This window comes from Jatrophihabitans cynanchi (genome assembly GCF_027247405.1).
GTDB lineage: Bacteria > Actinomycetota > Actinomycetes > Mycobacteriales > Jatrophihabitantaceae > Jatrophihabitans_B > Jatrophihabitans_B cynanchi.
On the sequence record NZ_CP097463.1, the window covers coordinates 1069282 to 1084712 of the forward strand.

A 15431-nucleotide genomic window follows, 5' to 3' on the forward strand; every position below is an offset into this window, starting at 1 on the left:
CGGCATGAGTGCGACGACCATGAACAAGTACTCCAGGCCCGCTCCGCCGGCCGCCGCCGCCGAGACGGACGCCGCCGCACCGCAGTTCCGCACGCTGCGGCACGCGCTGGTGCTCGCCAAGCGCAACCTGATCAAGACGGCGCGCACACCGGAGCAGCTGATCGACGTCACCGTGCAGCCGATCATCTTCCTGCTGCTGTTCGTGTACGTCTTCGGCGGCGCGATCAGCGGGGGCTCGCGGCACGACTACCTGCAGTACCTGCTGCCCGGCCTGCTCGGCCAGGGCATCGCGCTCGGGTCGGTCGCGCTGGGCCAGAACATGAACGCCGACATCGAGAAGGGCGTGTTCGACCGGTTCCGCTCGCTGCCGATCGCACGGTCGGCACCGCTGGTCGGGGCGGTGCTCGCCGACTTCTTCCGCTACCTGCTGGTGTGCGTGATCTTCCTCGGCTTCGGCTACGTGATGGGCTTCCGGATCACGACGAATCCTCTCGCGGTCGTCGCCGCCGTCGCACTGGCCATCGCGTTCGCGCTGTGCTTCTGCTGGATCTCGGTGTGGGTCGGGATGAAGGCGCGCACCCCCGGCTCCGTGCAGGGCGTGATGTTCCTGCTCATCCTGCCGCTTTCCTTCGGCAGCAACGTGTTCGTCAGTACCTCGACGATGCCGGGCTGGATGCAGGCGTTCGTCAAGGTCAACCCGATCTCACACCTGGTGGGCGCGGTGCGTGGCATGACGGTCGGCGGCCCGGTGGCCGGGCACGTCGGCTGGACGCTGCTGTGGATGGCCGGGCTGCTGGTGGTGTTCGTGCCGCTGGCGATGCGCGCCTACCGGCGCCGCACCTGATCAGCGTGGCGTCAGGGCCTCGAGCGCGTCCTCGCGCCCGAGGCCCTTGCCGGCCGCGTAGGCCCGCTCGAACCCGGCGTCGCCGAGGCGATCGCGCAGCAGCGGGGTGAGCTCGGCGATGTCCGGTCCGGTGGGGTCGTCCGCGCCGCGCAGCCGGGCGGCGGCGCCCAGGCACCGCGCGGCGCGCACGTCGTCGCCGTCATGGGCCGCCAACTGCGCCCCGACCACGCCGACGGCGGCCACGATGGGCATGTCGCGGGTGCCGAGCGCGGTCTCGTACGCCTCGATCAGCCGCTCCCGCGCCAGCTCGACGTCGCCGTCGATCAACTCGTGCTTGGCCACGATCGCCAGCGTCATTGCCAGTCCGTGCCCCTGCATCGGATGTCCGCGCGGCATCGTGCGCAGCCGCTCCAGCGCCTCCTCGCGCAGCGTGCGCGCCGCGTCGAAGTCGCCGGTGCGGCGGGCGATCTCGGCCATCAGCACCCGCCCGAAGATCGCCTCGCGCATCGACCCGCCGGCCGAACTCAGCTCGGCGGCACGCTCGGCACAGGTGCGCGCGGCCGCGAGGTCGTCGAGCCGCACGTATACGTCGGCCAGCCGCATGTTGAGCCACGCCTCGTCGTCGCTGGCACCCAGTTCGGCCACGTAACGCAGCGCGTCCTGGAAGTGAGCCAGGGCCGCGGCCAGATCCCCCTCGTTCGTCTCGATCAGACCGAGCGTCTGCAGGCACGACGCCATCCCCCAGCGGTCACCGAGGCGGACGAAGGTGTCCAGCGCGCGCTCGGTGTCCACCCGCATCGACGCGACGTCACCATCGTTCTCGGCGATGTTCGCGCGGAACATCACCGCCGACGCGGCCACCCACTCGTCCCCCGAACCGATCGCGTCCTGGATCCGCCGCTGCATCAACGCCTCGTCACCGCTGAACAGCGCGATCACCGACCGCAGCAGCGCGAGCAGCGGCGCGGCACGCGGGTCGACCGCTTCCAATCGCTCGTTGAGGTCGATCAGCCGGGCCATGCCGGCCTCGAGGGTCTCGGCGTCCATCACCTGCGGGCCGTTTGCGGAGTTGACCGCCAGCATGGTCTCGATCATCAGCCGCTTGTGCGCCTCCACCTCGGCGACGCCCTCCACCGACAGTGCGAAGCGCAGCCAGATCGCGGCCTCCGAATGGGCACCGGTGAGCATCCAGAACCAGCCGACGCCGGCGGCCAGCTCGAGCGCCGCGTCGGCCCGGCCCTCATCACCGAGGTAGCGCAACGCGGCCAGCACGTTGTCGCGTTCCTCGTTCAGGCGCTCGATCCACGGGAGCTGGTCAGCGGTACGCAGCCGCTGGTCCGCCTCGCGCACCAGGTCCGCGAAGAAGTCGGCGTGCCTGCTTCGTATCGGGGCTAGCTCGTCCCGTTCGGCGAGCCGCTCGATGCCGTACTCGCGGATCGTCTCCAGCATCCGGTAGCGGCCGCTCCGGTTCACCTGCAGCAGCGACTTGTCCACCAGCGAGGCGAGCAGGTCGATCACGTCGTCGGCGGGCACCACGTCGTCGGCGCACACGGCCGTGGCACTGCGCAGCGTGGCGCCGGAGGGGAACACCGCGAGCCGCTCGACGAGCACCCGTTCGCCGGCCGTGAGCAGGTCCCAGCTCCACTCGACGACAGCACGCAGCGTGCGGTGCCGCGGCATCGCGGTGCGGCTGCCGCCGGTAAGCAGCCGGAAGCGGTCGGAGAGTCGCTCGGCCACCTCGAGCAACGGCATGGTCCGCAGCCGCGCGGCGGCAAGCTCGATGGCCAGCGGCAGCCCGTCCAGCCGGCGCACGATCTCGGCGACGACGGCGACCGATTCGTCGTCGAGGGCGAAGTCCGGGCGCGCCGCCGCGACCCGGTCGGCGAACAGCCGCACCGCGGGGAACGCCAGCGCCTGGCTCGCGGTGACATCGGGCTGCGGCAGGCCGAGCGGCGGCACCACGAGCAACGTCTCGCCGAAGATGCCGAGCGGTTCGCGGCTGGTGGTCAGTATCCGCAGCCCGGGCGACTCGGCGAGCAGCTGGTCGGTGAGCCGGGCCGTTGCGTCGATCAGGTGCTCGCAGTTGTCCAGCACGAGCACGGTCTGCTTGTCGGCCAGCGCGTCCAGCACCCGCCCGATCGCGTCGCGTGCCGAGGGGCGGCTGCGCTGCTCCAGCAGCACGACCTCGCGCAGCCCGAGCGAGCCGAGGATCACCTGGGGCACGTCGGCGGCGTCGGTGACCGAGGCCAGCTCGACGAACCAGATCCCGTCCGGCGCGGTGTCCAGGATCTGAGTCGCAGCCTCGGCGGCCAGCCGGGTCTTGCCGGCGCCCCCGGGTCCGACCAGGGTCACCAGCCGGCTCTGCTCCAGCGACTTGCCGATGCGGGCCACCTCGTCGTCGCGACCGACGAAGCTGGTCAGCTGGGCCCTGAGGTTGGTGCGCCTCGTCGGCGATTCCGGCAGCTTCGGCTGCGCGGCGCTGCCCAGTTCGCCGCGCAGCACCGCCAGGTGGATCGCCTGCAACTCCGGCGCCGGATCGACACCGAGCTCGTCGGCCAACCGCGACCGCAGCCGCTCGTAGCTGGTGAGTGCCTCCGCCTGCCGGCCGGTCGCGGCCAGGGCGCGCATCAACTGGCCGGCCAGCCTTTCGTGCAGCGGGTAGTCCGCCGCCAGCGCGTCGAGCTCGGTGACCGCCGCTGCGGCGCGCCCGAGGGCCAGGTCGGCATCCAGTCGGTCGAGCACCGCGGCAAGGCGCAGGTCGTGCAGCCGGGTCGCATCGGCCGCCACGGCCGCACCGCCGTCGATCAGGGCCGGGCCGCGCCACAACGCGAGAGCGCTGCACAGCAACTCGGCGGCGCGATCGGCGTCGTTGGCGTGCAGCGCGGCGGCTCCCTCCGCGGTCAGCCGTTCGAAACGTCGCGCGTCGACATCGCCCGGGTCGACGGCCAGCCGGTAGCCGGCCGGGGACTGCCCGACGGCCGTGGCGTCGCCGAGGGTGCGGCGCAACCGGGACACAAGCGTCTGCAGCGCATTGGCCTCGTCGGTAGGCGGAGCGTCGCCCCACACCGCGTCCACGAGCGCGGCTACAGTGACCGGGCGTCCGGCGTCCAGGGCCAGCCGGGTTACCAGAGCACGCAGCCGGGCGCCGGCCACATCCACCGGCGCCCCGTCGTCACGCCGTACCTCCAGCGGCCCGAGGATCCCCACTTGCACGCGTTCACTCTTGCACGCGGCGGTCGCACCCGGGGCGAGGGGCGTGCGGCCGGACGTCGCGGCAGGATGGGCCGATGCGCAGCGAAACGATCGCGGTACGGACCGGCGGACGCCCCACAGTGCACGACCTCACCGGTGCGTGCACCCGCTTCGTGAGCAGCGAGTCGGACGGCTTGCTGAGCGTGTTCGTGCCGCATGCGACCGCGGGCGTCGCGATCCTGGAGACCGGTGCGGGCAGCGACGCCGACCTGCTCGACGCGATCGACACGCTGCTGCCCCGCGAGGACCGGTGGCGGCACAGCCACGGCTCGGCCGGTCACGGCCGCGATCACGTGCTGCCGGCGTTCCTCGCGCCGTCGATCACCGTTCCGGTGCTGGGCGGCCGGTTGCAGCTCGGCACCTGGCAGTCCGTCTGCCTCGTCGACACCAACGTCGACAACGCCGAGCGGCAGGTGCGGCTCAGCTTCCTGCCCGGCTGAGCGCGCGGTGCGCGATGATGGCCCCATGTCTGCGACACCCGCGCCGCTGCCCATCGGTTACCGGCTCGTGGTCGGCGCCACCACGCCGTTCATGCTGTGGTCCCGCATCCGGGTGACCGGCACCGAGGACCTGCCCACCCACGGTCCGACGTTGCTCGTCGCCAACCACGACAGCAACTGGGACCCGGTCACGATCGCGTACGCGGCCCGCCATCGGCGCCAGGTGCGCGCGCTCGCCAAGGCCGAGCTCTGGAAGAACCCGCTGGTCGCGAAGGTCCTGGACAACATGGGCCAGATCCCCATCGAGCGGGGCCGCAACAACATGGCCGCGATGGCCGCCGCCGAGCAGGTGTTGCGCGACGGCGGCTGCATCGGCGTCTTTCCCGAGGGCACCCGATCACGCGGCAAGGTCCTCAAGGCCCGCAGCGGCGCCGGCCGCCTGGTCCGAGCCGTCCCGGACACGGTCATCGTGTGCGCGCGGGTGACCGGGACGGCCGGGCCGGTCTGGCGACCGGGTGGGACCCGCATCGCCGTGCACTTCTTCCGTCCCGCCGGCGGGCAGCGCAAGCCGGACGAGCCGTCGGCCGCCCTGATGATCCGGCTGCTCGCCGAGATCCGCGCCGAGGCGCCGCCGGTCGGCCGCTGACGAGCCTCAGATCACGAACTCGGCACCGGCACGGGCCAGCTCGATCGGGCCGCCGAAGGCGACGGCCGCCTCGGTCGCCTGCAGCTGCGGCGACACCCACGGCGGCACGTGGGTGAGGATCAGCCGCTCCACCCCGGCGCGGTCCGCGTGCTCGCCGGCCTGCCGTCCGGTCAGGTGCAGGTCGGGCACGTACTCGTCGTCCGGGCCGAAGGAGGCCTCGCACAGCAGCACGTCGGTGCCCTTGGCGAGCGAGACCAGCGCTTCACTCTCGCCGGTGTCGGCGGAGTACACCAGCGACCGGCCCGCGTGCGCGATCCGGACCGCGTTCGTCGGCGTCGGATGGTTCATGCCCGCGTACGACACCGTGAACGGCCCCAGCTCGCCATCGCTCGGTGTGGAGAACCCGAACAGCTCCCGCAGCGCGAGCTTGCGGGCCAACGGGTCGTACGCGGCCTCGAGGCGATCGCGCGTTCCGGCCGGGCCGATCAGCGGGATCCGGCCCTCGGGCCCGGCCAGCCGGAACCGGGAGCCGGCGCCGTAGCGCAGCGCGACGACGTAGGCGGTCAGGTCGATGCAGTGGTCGGCGTGCAGGTGGCTGATGATGATGGCGTCGACGGCGGTCGGGTCGACGTAGCGCTGCAGCGCGCCGAACGCGCCGTGCCCGAGGTCGATCAGCAGCGTGTACCCGTCGGCCTGCAGCAGGTACCCGGACGCCGGCGAGTCGGGTCCGGGCACGCTGCCCGAACAGCCAAGGACCGTCAGCTTCATGAATGGCCTCCGTAGGCCGGGCGCAGGGCCGTCACCTCGGGGCCGAGGAAGCGGTGGCTCAGTCTCTCGAACGCCTCCGACGGGCCCGTCGCGCGGAACACGTGACGAGGCGGCGGCGCGTCGTCCGGACGCAGCAGCCCGGTGCGCGTCAGCACCCGGTAGACGTCCTTGGCCGTCTCCTCGGCGCTGGACACGAGCGTCACCTCATCGCCCATGACCACCGACAGCAGGCCGGTGAGCAACGGGTAGTGCGTGCAGCCCAGCACCAGGGTGTCCACGCCGGCCGCGTTGAGCGGCGCCAGGTACGCCTCCGCCAGCCCGAGCAACTGCCGCCCGCTGGTCACCCCCCGCTCGACGAACTCGGCGAACTGCGGGCAGGCGGCGCTGACGATCTCGACGCCGGACGCTGCCGCGAACGCGTCTTCGTAGGCTCCACTGGTGACGGTGGCAACCGTGCCGATGACGCCCACCTTGCCGTTGCGCGTGGCTGCGACCGCGCGCCGCACCGCCGGCAGGATCACTTCGACCACTGGCACCTCGTAGCGCTCACGCGCGTCACGCAGGCACGCGGAGCTCGCCGAGTTGCACGCGATGACCAGCGCCTTCACACCGCTGTCGACCAGCTCGTCCATGATCCCGAGCGCGAGGCTGCGCAGCTCGGCCAGGGGCTTGGGGCCGTACGGGCTGTGCGCGGTGTCGCCGACGTAGTGCAGCTGCTCGTTCGGCAACTGGTCCAGGACGGCGCGGGCGACCGTGAGGCCGCCGACGCCGGAATCCATCATGCCGATCGGCGCATTGACGTCCGGAAAACTCACCGCGTCAGGATACGGGCGCTGCGGAAACGCTCTCACACCCGGCGCGCCCGGCGCGGATGCAAGACGGCCGCCACGGCGACGCCGGCCACGAAGCCGCACACGTGCGACTGCCAGGACACCTGCGAGTAGGTCGGCAGCAGGTTGCCCAGGAACGTCCCGAAGAAGATCAGCAGCAGGACGGCAGTGACGATCCAGCGCACCTTCCGGGAGAAGTAGGCGCGGGCCAGCAGGTAGCCGAGCCAGCCGAACACCATGCCGCTCGCGCCGACGATCAGCCCGGCCGGCGCCACCAGCCAGGTGGCCGCGCCGCCGAGCACGATCACCACCGCGGTCACGATCAGCCAGGTACGCACGCCGGACAGCAACAGCGCCCAGCCGATCAGCACGACCGGCACGGTGTTGGAGAGCAGGTGGCCGTAGCTTGCGTGCAGGAACGGCTGGGTCACGATCCCCCAGAGCCCGTCGACCTCGCGGGGCCGCAGGCCGAACCGGTTCAGCGAGTAGTCGTTCGCCGCGTTGATCGCCGTGACGATCCACAGCACCGCGCCGAAGCCGATCATGATGATGATCGCGCCGCCCCAGCTGGTGGGGTCGAAGGCCGGCTCGGTGCCGGCACGGCGCTCGGGTGCGTTGCGTTCCCACGCGTCGTGGAAGCGCTCGCGCAGCGACTGGCTCACCGGCGCAGCCTAACGCGATGGGCGCGTACGCGAAGAGCCCGCGCGCGGATGAACTAGGCCCAGAGCTGGCCTTCGAGCCGCTCGGCGGCTTCCTGCAGCGACCCGGAGTAGGCGCCGGTCGAGAGGTACTTCCAGCCGCCGTCCGCGACGACGAAGGCGACGTCGGCCCGCTCCCCGCGCGCGTGCACGCGATCGGCGATCGACAGCGCGGCGTGCAGGATCGCGCCGGTGGAGATGCCGGCGAAGATGCCCTCATGCTCGATAAGGTCGCGGGTGCGGCGCAGCGCGTCGTACGAGGTCACCGAGAAGCGCGAGGTCAGCACCGAATCGTCGTAGAGCTCGGGCACGAAACCCTCGTCGATGTTCCGCAGGCCGTAGACGAGCTCGCCGTAACGCGGCTCGGCGGCGATGATCTGCACGTCCGGCACCTTCTCGCGCAGGTACCGCCCGGTGCCCATCAGCGTGCCCGTGGTGCCCAGGCCCGCGACGAAGTGCGTGAGGGTCGGCAGGTCGCGCAGCAGCTCCGGGCCGGTGCCCTCGTAGTGCGCCTGCGCGTTGGCCGGGTTGCCGTACTGGTAGAGCATCACCCAGTCGGGGTACTGCTCGGCGAGCTGCTTCGCCGTGGCGACGGCCTGGTTCGAACCGCCTGCCGCCGGCGAGAAGATGATCCGCGCGCCGAACATCTCCAGCAGTTGCCGCCGCTCGATCGAGGTGTTCTCCGGCATCACGCAGACCAGCCCGTAGCCGTGCAGCTTTGCCGCCATCGCCAGCGAGATCCCGGTGTTGCCCGACGTCGGCTCCAGGATCGTGCAGCCGGGCGTGAGCCGCCCGTCCGCCTCGGCCGCGCGGATCATCGCCAGGGCGGCGCGGTCCTTGATCGAGCCGGTCGGGTTGCGGTCCTCGAGCTTGGCCCACAGGCGCACCGGTGCCGCACCCTCCCAGGCGGGCGAGAGGTGCGGCAACCCGACGAGCGGGGTGTTCCCCAGCGCGTCGAGCAGCGAGTCGTAGCGGGCCATCGCGTGTGTCGTGTCGCAGTCGCCGTCAGCCGCCCGCGACCGCCGGCAGCACCGTGACGGCATCGCCGTCCTTGAGCGCGGTGTCCAGCGAACCGGTGAAGCGGACGTCCTCGTCGTTGACGTACACGTTCACGAACCGGTGCAGGCCGCCGTCCTCGGTGATCAGCCGTCCCTTGAGGCCCGGGTAGCTGGCGTCCAGGTCGTCGATCAGCGCGGAAAGGGTGTCACCAGTGGCCGATACGGCCTTCTCGCCCTTGGTGTACGTGCGGAGGATGGTCGGGATCTTGACCTCGATGGCCATGCTGCTGCTGCTCCTGTCGAAGGGAATGCTCGGTAGGTGAACGCATGCTGGTGCCTGAATCGTCCCACCAGCGGTCCGGGTGGCCGAACTCACGGCGGGCGGACGGGGTCAGTGACAGTCGTAGCGGACGTCGGCGGCGCGGTGCCCGAGCAGTGCCCGCTCGATCGCGATCTCACGCATCGGGCTCGACCACCTCGACCGGTTCCTCGGTGACCTCGCCGTCGAGGATGCGGAACGAGCGGAACTCCGTCTCGTCCTCGGACCGCGTGGACACCAGCACGTAGTGCGCGTTCGGCTCCTGCGCGTAGGCGATGTCGGTGCGTGACGGGTACGCCTCGGTGGCGGTGTGCGAGTGGTAGATGACCACCGGCTCCTCGTCGTTCGCCTCCAGCTCCTTGTACAGCTGCAGCAGGTCGGCGGAGTCGAACTCGTAGAACGTGGGCGAGCGGGCGGCGTTGAGCATCGGGATGAACCGGACCGGGCGGTCACTGCCCTCCGGGCCGGCCACGACACCGCACGCCTCGTCCGGGTGGTCCCGGCGGGCATGCGCCACGATCGCGTCGTGGGTCGCTCGCTCGATCCGCAGCACGCCGTCCACGATACCGGCGGTGCTCAGGGCAGCTGGGCGCGGACCAGCGCGTCCTGCACGCCGGTCAGATATGCGTAGATCGCTCGGGGCATCGCGTCCGGGCCGTCCGGCCGGAAGTCGAAGTCGTCGTCCTCGGTGATCCCGATCCGGGTCCCGATCGCCAGCCGCATGTCGTTGAGCACCCGCAGCCAGCGCTCGGCGGCGGCCTGGTCGAGCGTGACGTCCAGCTTGCCGCGCCCGGAGCCCGCAGCGGCCAGCTCGGCCAGGCACTGCTCGGCGCGACCCAGCCGCTCCTCCCGCAGCGACTGCTCGGTCAGCGAACGGAACGCATCCGCTGCCTCCGGGTTGTCCTGGTACCCGTCGGGGTAGAGCCGGCGGTACACCGGGTCGCTGGTGTCCAGGCCGTCCGGGTGCAGCGCCGAGACGAGGTCGGCGACGAGCGAGGCCAGCGTGTCCGCCTCGGGAGCGCCGAGCCGCACGCGGATGCCGCCGTCGCCGCGCGAGACCTTCACTGCTGTTCCAGCGTCGCCCAGAGGCCGTACCCGTGCAGGGTGGACACGTCCAGCTCCATCCGCTCGCGGGTGCCGCTGGACACCACCGCCCTGCCCTTCTGGTGCACGTCGAGCATCAACTTCTCCGCCTTCGCCTTGGGATAGCCGAACACGGTCATGAACACGTGCGTGACGTAGGACATCAAGTTGATCGGATCGTTCCAGACGATCGTGATCCATGGCCGGTCTGGGTCGGCGACGGTCTCGGCGACCGACTGCTCCCGCGCCTCCCGCTGCGGCGTGAGCGTTCCTGCCATGACGCCCATGGTGTCACGTCCGGCAGGATGGGCGCGTGACGTGTGCACCCGCGACGAGCAGCGCGCTGCTGACCGACCGCTACGAGCTGACAATGCTCGACTCCGCGCTGCGCGACGGCACCGCGCACCGGCCGTGCCTGTTCGAGGTGTTCGCGCGGCGGCTGCCGGAGGGTCGCCGCTACGGGGTCGTCGCCGGGATCGGTCGGCTGGTCGAGGAGATAGCCCGGTTCCGCTTCGACGAGCAGACGCTGGAGTTCCTGCGCGCCGCGCGGGTACTGGACGAGGCCGGCCTGGACTACCTCGCGAGCTACCGGTTCACCGGCAACATCGACGGGTACCCCGAGGGCGAGCTGTACTTCCCGTACTCGCCGATCCTGACGTTGTCCGGCAGCTTCGCCGACGCGGTGGTGCTCGAGACGCTGGTGCTCTCGATCCTCAACCACGACAGCGCGGTCGCCTCAGCCGCGGCCCGCATGGTCACCGCCGCGGCGGGCCGGCCGATCATCGAGATGGGTTCGCGGCGCACCCACGAGCAGGCGGCCGTGGCGGCAGCGCGGGCCGCCTACCTGGCCGGCTTCGAGGCGACGTCCAACCTGCGCGCGAGCCGGCTGTACGGGGTGCCGACGACCGGAACGGCGGCGCACGCGTTCACCCTGCTGCACGACGACGAGCGCGCGGCGTTCGCCTCGCAGGTGGCCACGCTCGGCGCGAACACCACGCTGCTGGTGGACACCTACGACATCGCGCGCGGCATCGAACTCGCCGTCGAGGTAGCCGGGACGCAGCTCGGCGCGATCCGCATCGACTCCGGCGACCTGGGCGTCACTGCCCGGCACGCCCGCGAGCAGCTCGACGCGCTCGGTGCGCGGTCCACCAAGATCGTGGTGAGCGGCGACCTGGACGAGTTCGCCATGGCCGCGCTCGCGGCTGCCCCGGTGGACGCCTACGGCGCGGGCACCGCCGTGGTCACCGGGTCCGGCGCCCCGACGGCGAACCTGGTCTACAAGCTGGTCGAGGTCGACGGGCGCCCGGTGGCCAAGCGCTCGGAGCACAAGGCCAGCGTGGGTGGCCGCAAGACCGCGCGGCGCGCGCACAAGCCGACCGGGACGGCGATCGAGGAGATCGTGATCAGCGGGCCGGCCGCCGAGCCCGGCGAGGGCGAGCGGCTGATCCAGCGGCCGCTGCTGCGCGGCGGTGAGCCGGTCGCTGACCTGCCGACGCTGGCCGACTCGCGCGAGCACCTGCGCGCCGCCACGGTGACGCTGCCCTGGGACGGCCTCAAGCTGAGCCGTGGCGAGCCGGCCATCCCGACCCGCCTGGTCCCCTGATCACCTAGCGTGGTGTGATGGCGAGCGCGGTGATCGTGGTGGACGTGCAGAACGACTTCTGCGAAGGCGGTTCGCTGGCCGTGGCCGGCGGCACCGACGTTGCCGTCGCGATCAGCGCCCGCCTCGGCGAGGGCGGCTACGACCACGCGGTCGCCACCCGGGACCACCACGTCGATCCCGGCGCCCACTTCGCCGAGGCACCCGACTACGTCCGGAGCTGGCCGGCGCACTGCGTGGTGGGCACTGCAGGCGCCGAACTGCACCCGGCCCTGGACACCTCGCAGATCGAGGCGATCTTCGACAAGGGCGAGTACGCGGCCGCCTACTCCGGGTTCGAGGGCAGTTCGGACGGCACGTCGCTCGCGGACTGGCTGCGCGCCCGCGATGTGGACGCGGTCGAGGTGGTCGGCATCGCCACCGACCACTGCGTGCGGGCCACCGCGCTGGACGCCGCGCGGTCCGGTTTCGCCACCACGGTCCGGCTCGACCTCACCGCGGGAGTGGCCGCCGAGACGGTGCAGCGCGCGCAGGCCGAACTCGCCGACGCCGGGGTCAGGCTCGTCGGCACCCCGATCGTGCGTGCCTGACCGGTCACCGGGGCTGGGTCAGGTCAGCACCACCCGATAGCCTCCCTGCCATGACGCAGCCGCCGTACGACCCGCAGATGGGTCCGATGACCACCCGCTTCGCCAAGCTCGACCCGGGTCCCAACGATCGATTCGGCGTCATCGGCGGGCTCATCGCAGTGCTCGGCACGGTGCTTGCTCTCATCGCGTTCCTCGCGGTGAACTGGTTCGACGACGGCGGCAGATCACACTTCTCGGACACCCACCGGGCAGTGGAGGCGCTCGACAGCGCGGGCGCGGCGAACGGGCTCGCGGTGGCCTTCTTCGGCTGGCTGGCCTGGGTCTCGCTGATCATCGTGCTGGCCGTGGCACTGCTGGCGAACGTGCCGAACCCGCTGTCCGGCGCACTGCGCGGGATCGGGTTCGTGCTGGGGCTGGGCGGAGCCGCACTGACCTTCGCTTCCATCAAGCTGAGCAGCGGCACCCTCGCTGGCGACACCACCACGTACGGCGACTACCTCAAGCACGCGGGTACCGGGTTCTGGCTCACGGTGGCCGGCTTCGTGGTCATGGGCATCGGCGCCGTCATCGGCCCGCGCCGGGCCTGACAGCGCGGCGACGCCCCGCGTCGACAGTCGTTCCCGACGGCCTGGGCGTCGCACCCGTCGCCCGGCTCAGGCCAGCCGGAGGATGCTCTTGCCGTGCGTGCCGCCGGCGGCGAGACGCGCCAGTGCCGCATCCAGTTCGTGGAGCGCAAACTCCGCGGTGATGTCGATGCGAATGTCCCCGGAGGTCACAGTCTCGAGAGCCGCTCGGGCGCTGGCCGCCAGGCGCTCGGGGTCGGAGTGGCTGAGCAGGTTGCTGTTGTACGTCAAGAGCGACTTCCCTTGCATGAGAAGGGCGTTGACGTCGACCTCGACCGGGGCGAGCGTTGCGATGTTGCCGTAAGCCACCAGGCGGCCATGCGGTGCCAATCGTTCGATGTTGAGCAGCCGGACGGTGCCGCCGATGGGGTCGAGGATGACGTCGAAAGCCTCGCTGTCCAGCGCGGCCGGAAACGAGTCGGCCAGGATGATCAGGTCGTAGGGGAACTGCGACGCGTACGCCCGCTGGGCCTCATCGACGACGACACCGACCACCCGGCCGGCTCCGGCACGGGCAGCATATTGCGCCGCGAGGGCGCCCACGCCGCCGGCGGCGGCGTGAACGAGAACGCGCTCGCCGGTCTGCACCCGTCCGACCTCGTTGATTAGCGCATATGCGGTGGGCGTTACCCAGCCGAAACCGGCAGCGACGCGCACATCGGTGTCACCGACATCGAACGTCAGGGTCGCGTCGGCCAAGGCGATCTCGGCGAACGCGCCCGCCCGGGTGAGGGCCGCGACCCGCTGCCCGATCCGATGGTCGTCCACCTCGTCGCCCACCGCGATGATCTCGCCGGCGGCCTCGTAGCCTGGGAAGAACGGGCGGGGCAACGGAAAGTGGCCCTGCCGGGTGAGCAGGTCACCCCACTGGATGCCCGCATAGTCGACGCGGATCGCGACCTCCTTCGCCCGCGGCGACGGCTCGTCGACGTCGGTGACGATCAATTGGTCATCACCATCCAGAACTACAGCTCTCATGGTTGCAGCCTCCGATGTTGTCTCAGTAATCTGAGACAGCAAGGTAAGTTATCTCAGGTACCTGAGTCAACACAGAAAGCGAATATGTCCGAGACTGCTTCGATCTCAGACCTGTGCAGCGAGATTCGCAGCGCCGAGCAGGCGCTTACTGCGCATCACGAGGCCGTGCTGCGCCGCTATGGGCTGGCGATGACGCAGTACTTGGTGCTCTTGGCGCTCTCGCGCGAAGGCGGCATGTCGGCCGCGCAACTGGCACGTACCTGCGGGGTCAGACAGCAAAGCATCTCCAGCGTCCTGTCGGGGATGCAGGACAAGGGGCTCATCCGGCGCCGGCAGTCGCCGCTGCACGCCAAGGTGCAGGTTGCCACCGCCACTTCCGAGGGCGAGACCGTGTTCCAGCGCGCCTACCAGGAAGTGGCGGTGCTCGAACGCCAGCTCGCCGAGGCGTTCAGCCCGGCCGAGCGCGCGTCGCTGGTCGCCCTGCTCGAACGTGCCCGAGCGGTGCTCGTCCAGCAGACGCGGCCGGCTGAACCCTGATGCCGTGCCCGTCAAGGAACGGGAACGGTCGCGGACAGGGGACTACCCGCCGGCCTCGACGATCTCATCGCGGCTGATCCCCAGGACGAACAGCACGCTGTCGAGATACGGCACGTTGACCGAGGTGTCGGCGGCGGCCCGCAGCGCCGCCTTGGCGTTGAAGGCGATGCCCAGCCCGGCGGCGTCCAGCATGTCGATGTCGTTCGCGCCGTCGCCGACCGCGACGGTCTGACTCAGCGGAACGCCGAACTGCTCGGCGAAGCGCGTCAGCGCCTTCGCCTTGCCGGCCCGGTCGACGACCTCGCCCACCAGCCGCCCGGTCAACCGCCCGTCGGCCACCTCCAGTTCGTTCGCGGCCGCGAAATCGAGCTCCAGCTCAGCGACGAACCGGTCGGTGAACACGGTGAATCCGCCACTCACCACGCCGACGTGGAAACCCAACCGCCGCAGCGTGTGCACGAAGGTGCGCGCCCCCGGCGTCAGGCGCAGCGTGTCCCGCGCCGCGTACACGTCGCTGACGGGCAGTCCGGCCAGCAACTCGACGCGGCGCACGAGCGACTCGGTGAAGTCCAACTCGCCGGCCATCGCGCGCGCCGTCACGTGCGCCACCTGCTCGCCGACACCGGCCCGCGTGGCGAGCACGTCGATCCCCTCGTCCTGGATGAGGGTGGAGTCGACGTCCAGCACCACCAGCCGCTTGGCCCGGCGCCGCAGCCCGGCCGGCTCCACCGCGATGTCGACGCCGGTGTCCTCCGCCGCCTGCACCAGCGCCGCCCGCAGCTCCGCCTCGTCGCCGGTGCTCACCAGCAACTCGACAGCCGACACCGGCTCGGTCGACAGCTGAGTGATCGACTCGATGTTGCCGCCGAGGTCGGCGATCCGCTGGGTGACGCTGCTGAGCGCGCCGGGCCGCAACGGGTGACCGAGCACGATCACGTGGCTGCGTGCGCGCCCGGCCGAACGGCGGGCCGCCCGGCTGTCCTGGGCGGCGGCGACCTCGCACTCCATCCCGAGCGCGTGGGCGGCCGAGACGACCGAACTGCGCAGCGCCGACACCTCGCCCTGCAACTCGAGCAGCACCGCCAGCACCATGCGGTCGCGGATCACCACCTGCTCGACGTCGCGCACGTCGACGTCGTGCGCGGCAAGCGCAGCGAAGAACGCCGCAGTCACGCCGGGCCGGTCGCGACCGGTCACCGTCGCGAGCACCGCGGTCGGCATC

At 71.3% G+C, this 15431-nt stretch carries 18 protein-coding genes; 7 read left to right on the forward strand and 11 right to left on the reverse strand.

Going from position 1 to position 15431, the window contains the following annotated elements; genetic code table 11:
• The first annotated feature begins 4 nt into the window (after positions 1–4).
• A complete protein-coding gene (locus M6B22_RS05245) occupies positions 5–844 on the forward strand; it encodes an ABC transporter permease (RefSeq protein ID WP_269444725.1) in 840 nt (279 codons plus the stop codon).
• On the opposite strand, the gene M6B22_RS05250 is transcribed toward M6B22_RS05245, so the two are convergent.
• The gene (locus M6B22_RS05250) at positions 845–4057 is read right to left on the reverse strand and encodes a BTAD domain-containing putative transcriptional regulator (protein ID WP_269444726.1); all 3213 of its coding nucleotides are present in this window, start codon (positions 4055–4057) and stop codon (positions 845–847) included. It lies immediately after the preceding gene.
• Between the two features lie 74 nt (positions 4058–4131).
• On the opposite strand from M6B22_RS05250, the gene M6B22_RS05255 reads away from it, so the two are divergent.
• Positions 4132–4536: a YjbQ family protein gene (locus tag M6B22_RS05255; protein ID WP_269444727.1), complete on the forward strand. Its 405-nt coding sequence runs from the start codon at positions 4132–4134 to the stop codon at positions 4534–4536.
• 25 nt (positions 4537–4561) lie between these two features.
• Entirely contained in the window at positions 4562–5182 is a 621-nt protein-coding gene (locus tag M6B22_RS05260) for a lysophospholipid acyltransferase family protein (protein ID WP_269444728.1), read from the forward strand.
• 6 nt (positions 5183–5188) lie between these two features.
• On the opposite strand, the gene M6B22_RS05265 is transcribed toward M6B22_RS05260, so the two are convergent.
• The 8 genes from M6B22_RS05265 to clpS form a co-directional block, all read right to left on the reverse strand.
• Entirely contained in the window at positions 5189–5950 is a 762-nt protein-coding gene (locus M6B22_RS05265; RefSeq protein ID WP_269444729.1) for an MBL fold metallo-hydrolase, read from the reverse strand.
• Positions 5947–6732, reverse strand: coding sequence for a glutamate racemase (murI, locus tag M6B22_RS05270; protein WP_407935643.1), 786 nt, complete (start codon positions 6730–6732; stop codon positions 5947–5949). The genes M6B22_RS05265 and murI overlap by 4 nt, the downstream gene beginning before the upstream one ends.
• A 65-nt stretch (positions 6733–6797) precedes the next feature.
• Positions 6798–7442: a rhomboid family intramembrane serine protease gene (locus M6B22_RS05275; RefSeq protein ID WP_269444731.1), complete on the reverse strand. Its 645-nt coding sequence runs from the start codon at positions 7440–7442 to the stop codon at positions 6798–6800.
• Between the two features lie 53 nt (positions 7443–7495).
• On the reverse strand, positions 7496–8458 hold the full coding sequence (locus M6B22_RS05280; RefSeq protein ID WP_269444732.1) for a PLP-dependent cysteine synthase family protein: 963 nt from the start codon (positions 8456–8458) through the stop codon (positions 7496–7498).
• Between the two features lie 25 nt (positions 8459–8483).
• Positions 8484–8759: a MoaD family protein gene (locus tag M6B22_RS05285; protein ID WP_269444733.1), complete on the reverse strand. Its 276-nt coding sequence runs from the start codon at positions 8757–8759 to the stop codon at positions 8484–8486.
• A 172-nt stretch (positions 8760–8931) separates the two neighbouring features.
• On the reverse strand, positions 8932–9348 hold the full coding sequence (locus M6B22_RS05290; RefSeq protein ID WP_269444734.1) for a M67 family metallopeptidase: 417 nt from the start codon (positions 9346–9348) through the stop codon (positions 8932–8934).
• Between the two features lie 23 nt (positions 9349–9371).
• On the reverse strand, positions 9372–9860 hold the full coding sequence (locus M6B22_RS05295; protein ID WP_269444735.1) for a DUF2017 family protein: 489 nt from the start codon (positions 9858–9860) through the stop codon (positions 9372–9374).
• The gene (gene clpS, locus M6B22_RS05300) at positions 9857–10156 is read right to left on the reverse strand and encodes an ATP-dependent Clp protease adapter ClpS (protein WP_269444736.1); all 300 of its coding nucleotides are present in this window, start codon (positions 10154–10156) and stop codon (positions 9857–9859) included. Before clpS ends, M6B22_RS05295 begins: the two co-directional genes overlap by 4 nt.
• Before the next feature lie 92 nt (positions 10157–10248).
• On the opposite strand from clpS, the gene M6B22_RS05305 reads away from it, so the two are divergent.
• Genes M6B22_RS05305 through M6B22_RS05315 form a run of 3 tightly spaced genes read left to right on the forward strand, consistent with a single transcriptional unit; the run spans position 10249 to position 12658 of the window.
• Positions 10249–11484, forward strand: coding sequence for a nicotinate phosphoribosyltransferase (locus M6B22_RS05305; protein WP_407935644.1), 1236 nt, complete (start codon positions 10249–10251; stop codon positions 11482–11484).
• 17 nt (positions 11485–11501) lie between these two features.
• A complete protein-coding gene (locus M6B22_RS05310; protein WP_269444738.1) occupies positions 11502–12071 on the forward strand; it encodes an isochorismatase family protein in 570 nt (189 codons plus the stop codon).
• 50 nt (positions 12072–12121) lie between these two features.
• A complete protein-coding gene (locus tag M6B22_RS05315) occupies positions 12122–12658 on the forward strand; it encodes a hypothetical protein (protein ID WP_269444739.1) in 537 nt (178 codons plus the stop codon).
• Positions 12659–12724: 66 nt separating this feature from the next.
• Here the strand turns inward: M6B22_RS05315 and M6B22_RS05320 are convergent, their stop codons facing one another.
• Positions 12725–13639 (reverse strand): quinone oxidoreductase family protein, encoded by a 915-nt coding sequence (locus tag M6B22_RS05320; RefSeq protein WP_269444740.1) that lies wholly within the window; start codon positions 13637–13639, stop codon positions 12725–12727.
• 117 nt (positions 13640–13756) lie between these two features.
• On the opposite strand from M6B22_RS05320, the gene M6B22_RS05325 reads away from it, so the two are divergent.
• Complete coding sequence (locus M6B22_RS05325) at positions 13757–14209, forward strand: MarR family winged helix-turn-helix transcriptional regulator (RefSeq protein ID WP_269444741.1); 453 nt, start codon at positions 13757–13759, stop codon at positions 14207–14209.
• A 42-nt stretch (positions 14210–14251) separates the two neighbouring features.
• Here M6B22_RS05325 and serB read toward each other — a convergent pair whose 3' ends face one another.
• On the reverse strand, positions 14252–15430 hold the full coding sequence (serB, locus tag M6B22_RS05330) for a phosphoserine phosphatase SerB (RefSeq protein ID WP_269444742.1): 1179 nt from the start codon (positions 15428–15430) through the stop codon (positions 14252–14254).
• Position 15431 lies beyond the last annotated feature (1 nt).

Bases quoted from the DNA above. Each gene is read 5' to 3' on its own strand.
- M6B22_RS05285 (WP_269444733.1), bottom strand. From the start codon at position 8,759: ATGGCCATCGAGGTCAAGATCCCGACCATCCTCCGCACGTACACCAAG.
- murI (WP_407935643.1), bottom strand. From the start codon at position 6,732: ATGATGGATTCCGGCGTCGGCGGCCTCACGGTCGCCCGCGCCGTCCTG.
- M6B22_RS05245 (WP_269444725.1), top strand. From the start codon at position 5: ATGAGTGCGACGACCATGAACAAGTACTCCAGGCCCGCTCCGCCGGCC.
- M6B22_RS05255 (WP_269444727.1), top strand. From the start codon at position 4,132: ATGCGCAGCGAAACGATCGCGGTACGGACCGGCGGACGCCCCACAGTG.
- M6B22_RS05280 (WP_269444732.1), bottom strand. From the start codon at position 8,458: ATGGCCCGCTACGACTCGCTGCTCGACGCGCTGGGGAACACCCCGCTC.
- M6B22_RS05325 (WP_269444741.1), top strand. From the start codon at position 13,757: ATGTCCGAGACTGCTTCGATCTCAGACCTGTGCAGCGAGATTCGCAGC.
- M6B22_RS05260 (WP_269444728.1), top strand. From the start codon at position 4,562: ATGTCTGCGACACCCGCGCCGCTGCCCATCGGTTACCGGCTCGTGGTC.
- M6B22_RS05305 (WP_407935644.1), top strand. From the start codon at position 10,249: ATGCTCGACTCCGCGCTGCGCGACGGCACCGCGCACCGGCCGTGCCTG.
- clpS (WP_269444736.1), bottom strand. From the start codon at position 10,156: ATGGCAGGAACGCTCACGCCGCAGCGGGAGGCGCGGGAGCAGTCGGTC.
- serB (WP_269444742.1), bottom strand. From the start codon at position 15,430: ATGCCGACCGCGGTGCTCGCGACGGTGACCGGTCGCGACCGGCCCGGC.
- M6B22_RS05315 (WP_269444739.1), top strand. From the start codon at position 12,122: ATGACGCAGCCGCCGTACGACCCGCAGATGGGTCCGATGACCACCCGC.
- M6B22_RS05310 (WP_269444738.1), top strand. From the start codon at position 11,502: ATGGCGAGCGCGGTGATCGTGGTGGACGTGCAGAACGACTTCTGCGAA.
- M6B22_RS05265 (WP_269444729.1), bottom strand. From the start codon at position 5,950: ATGAAGCTGACGGTCCTTGGCTGTTCGGGCAGCGTGCCCGGACCCGAC.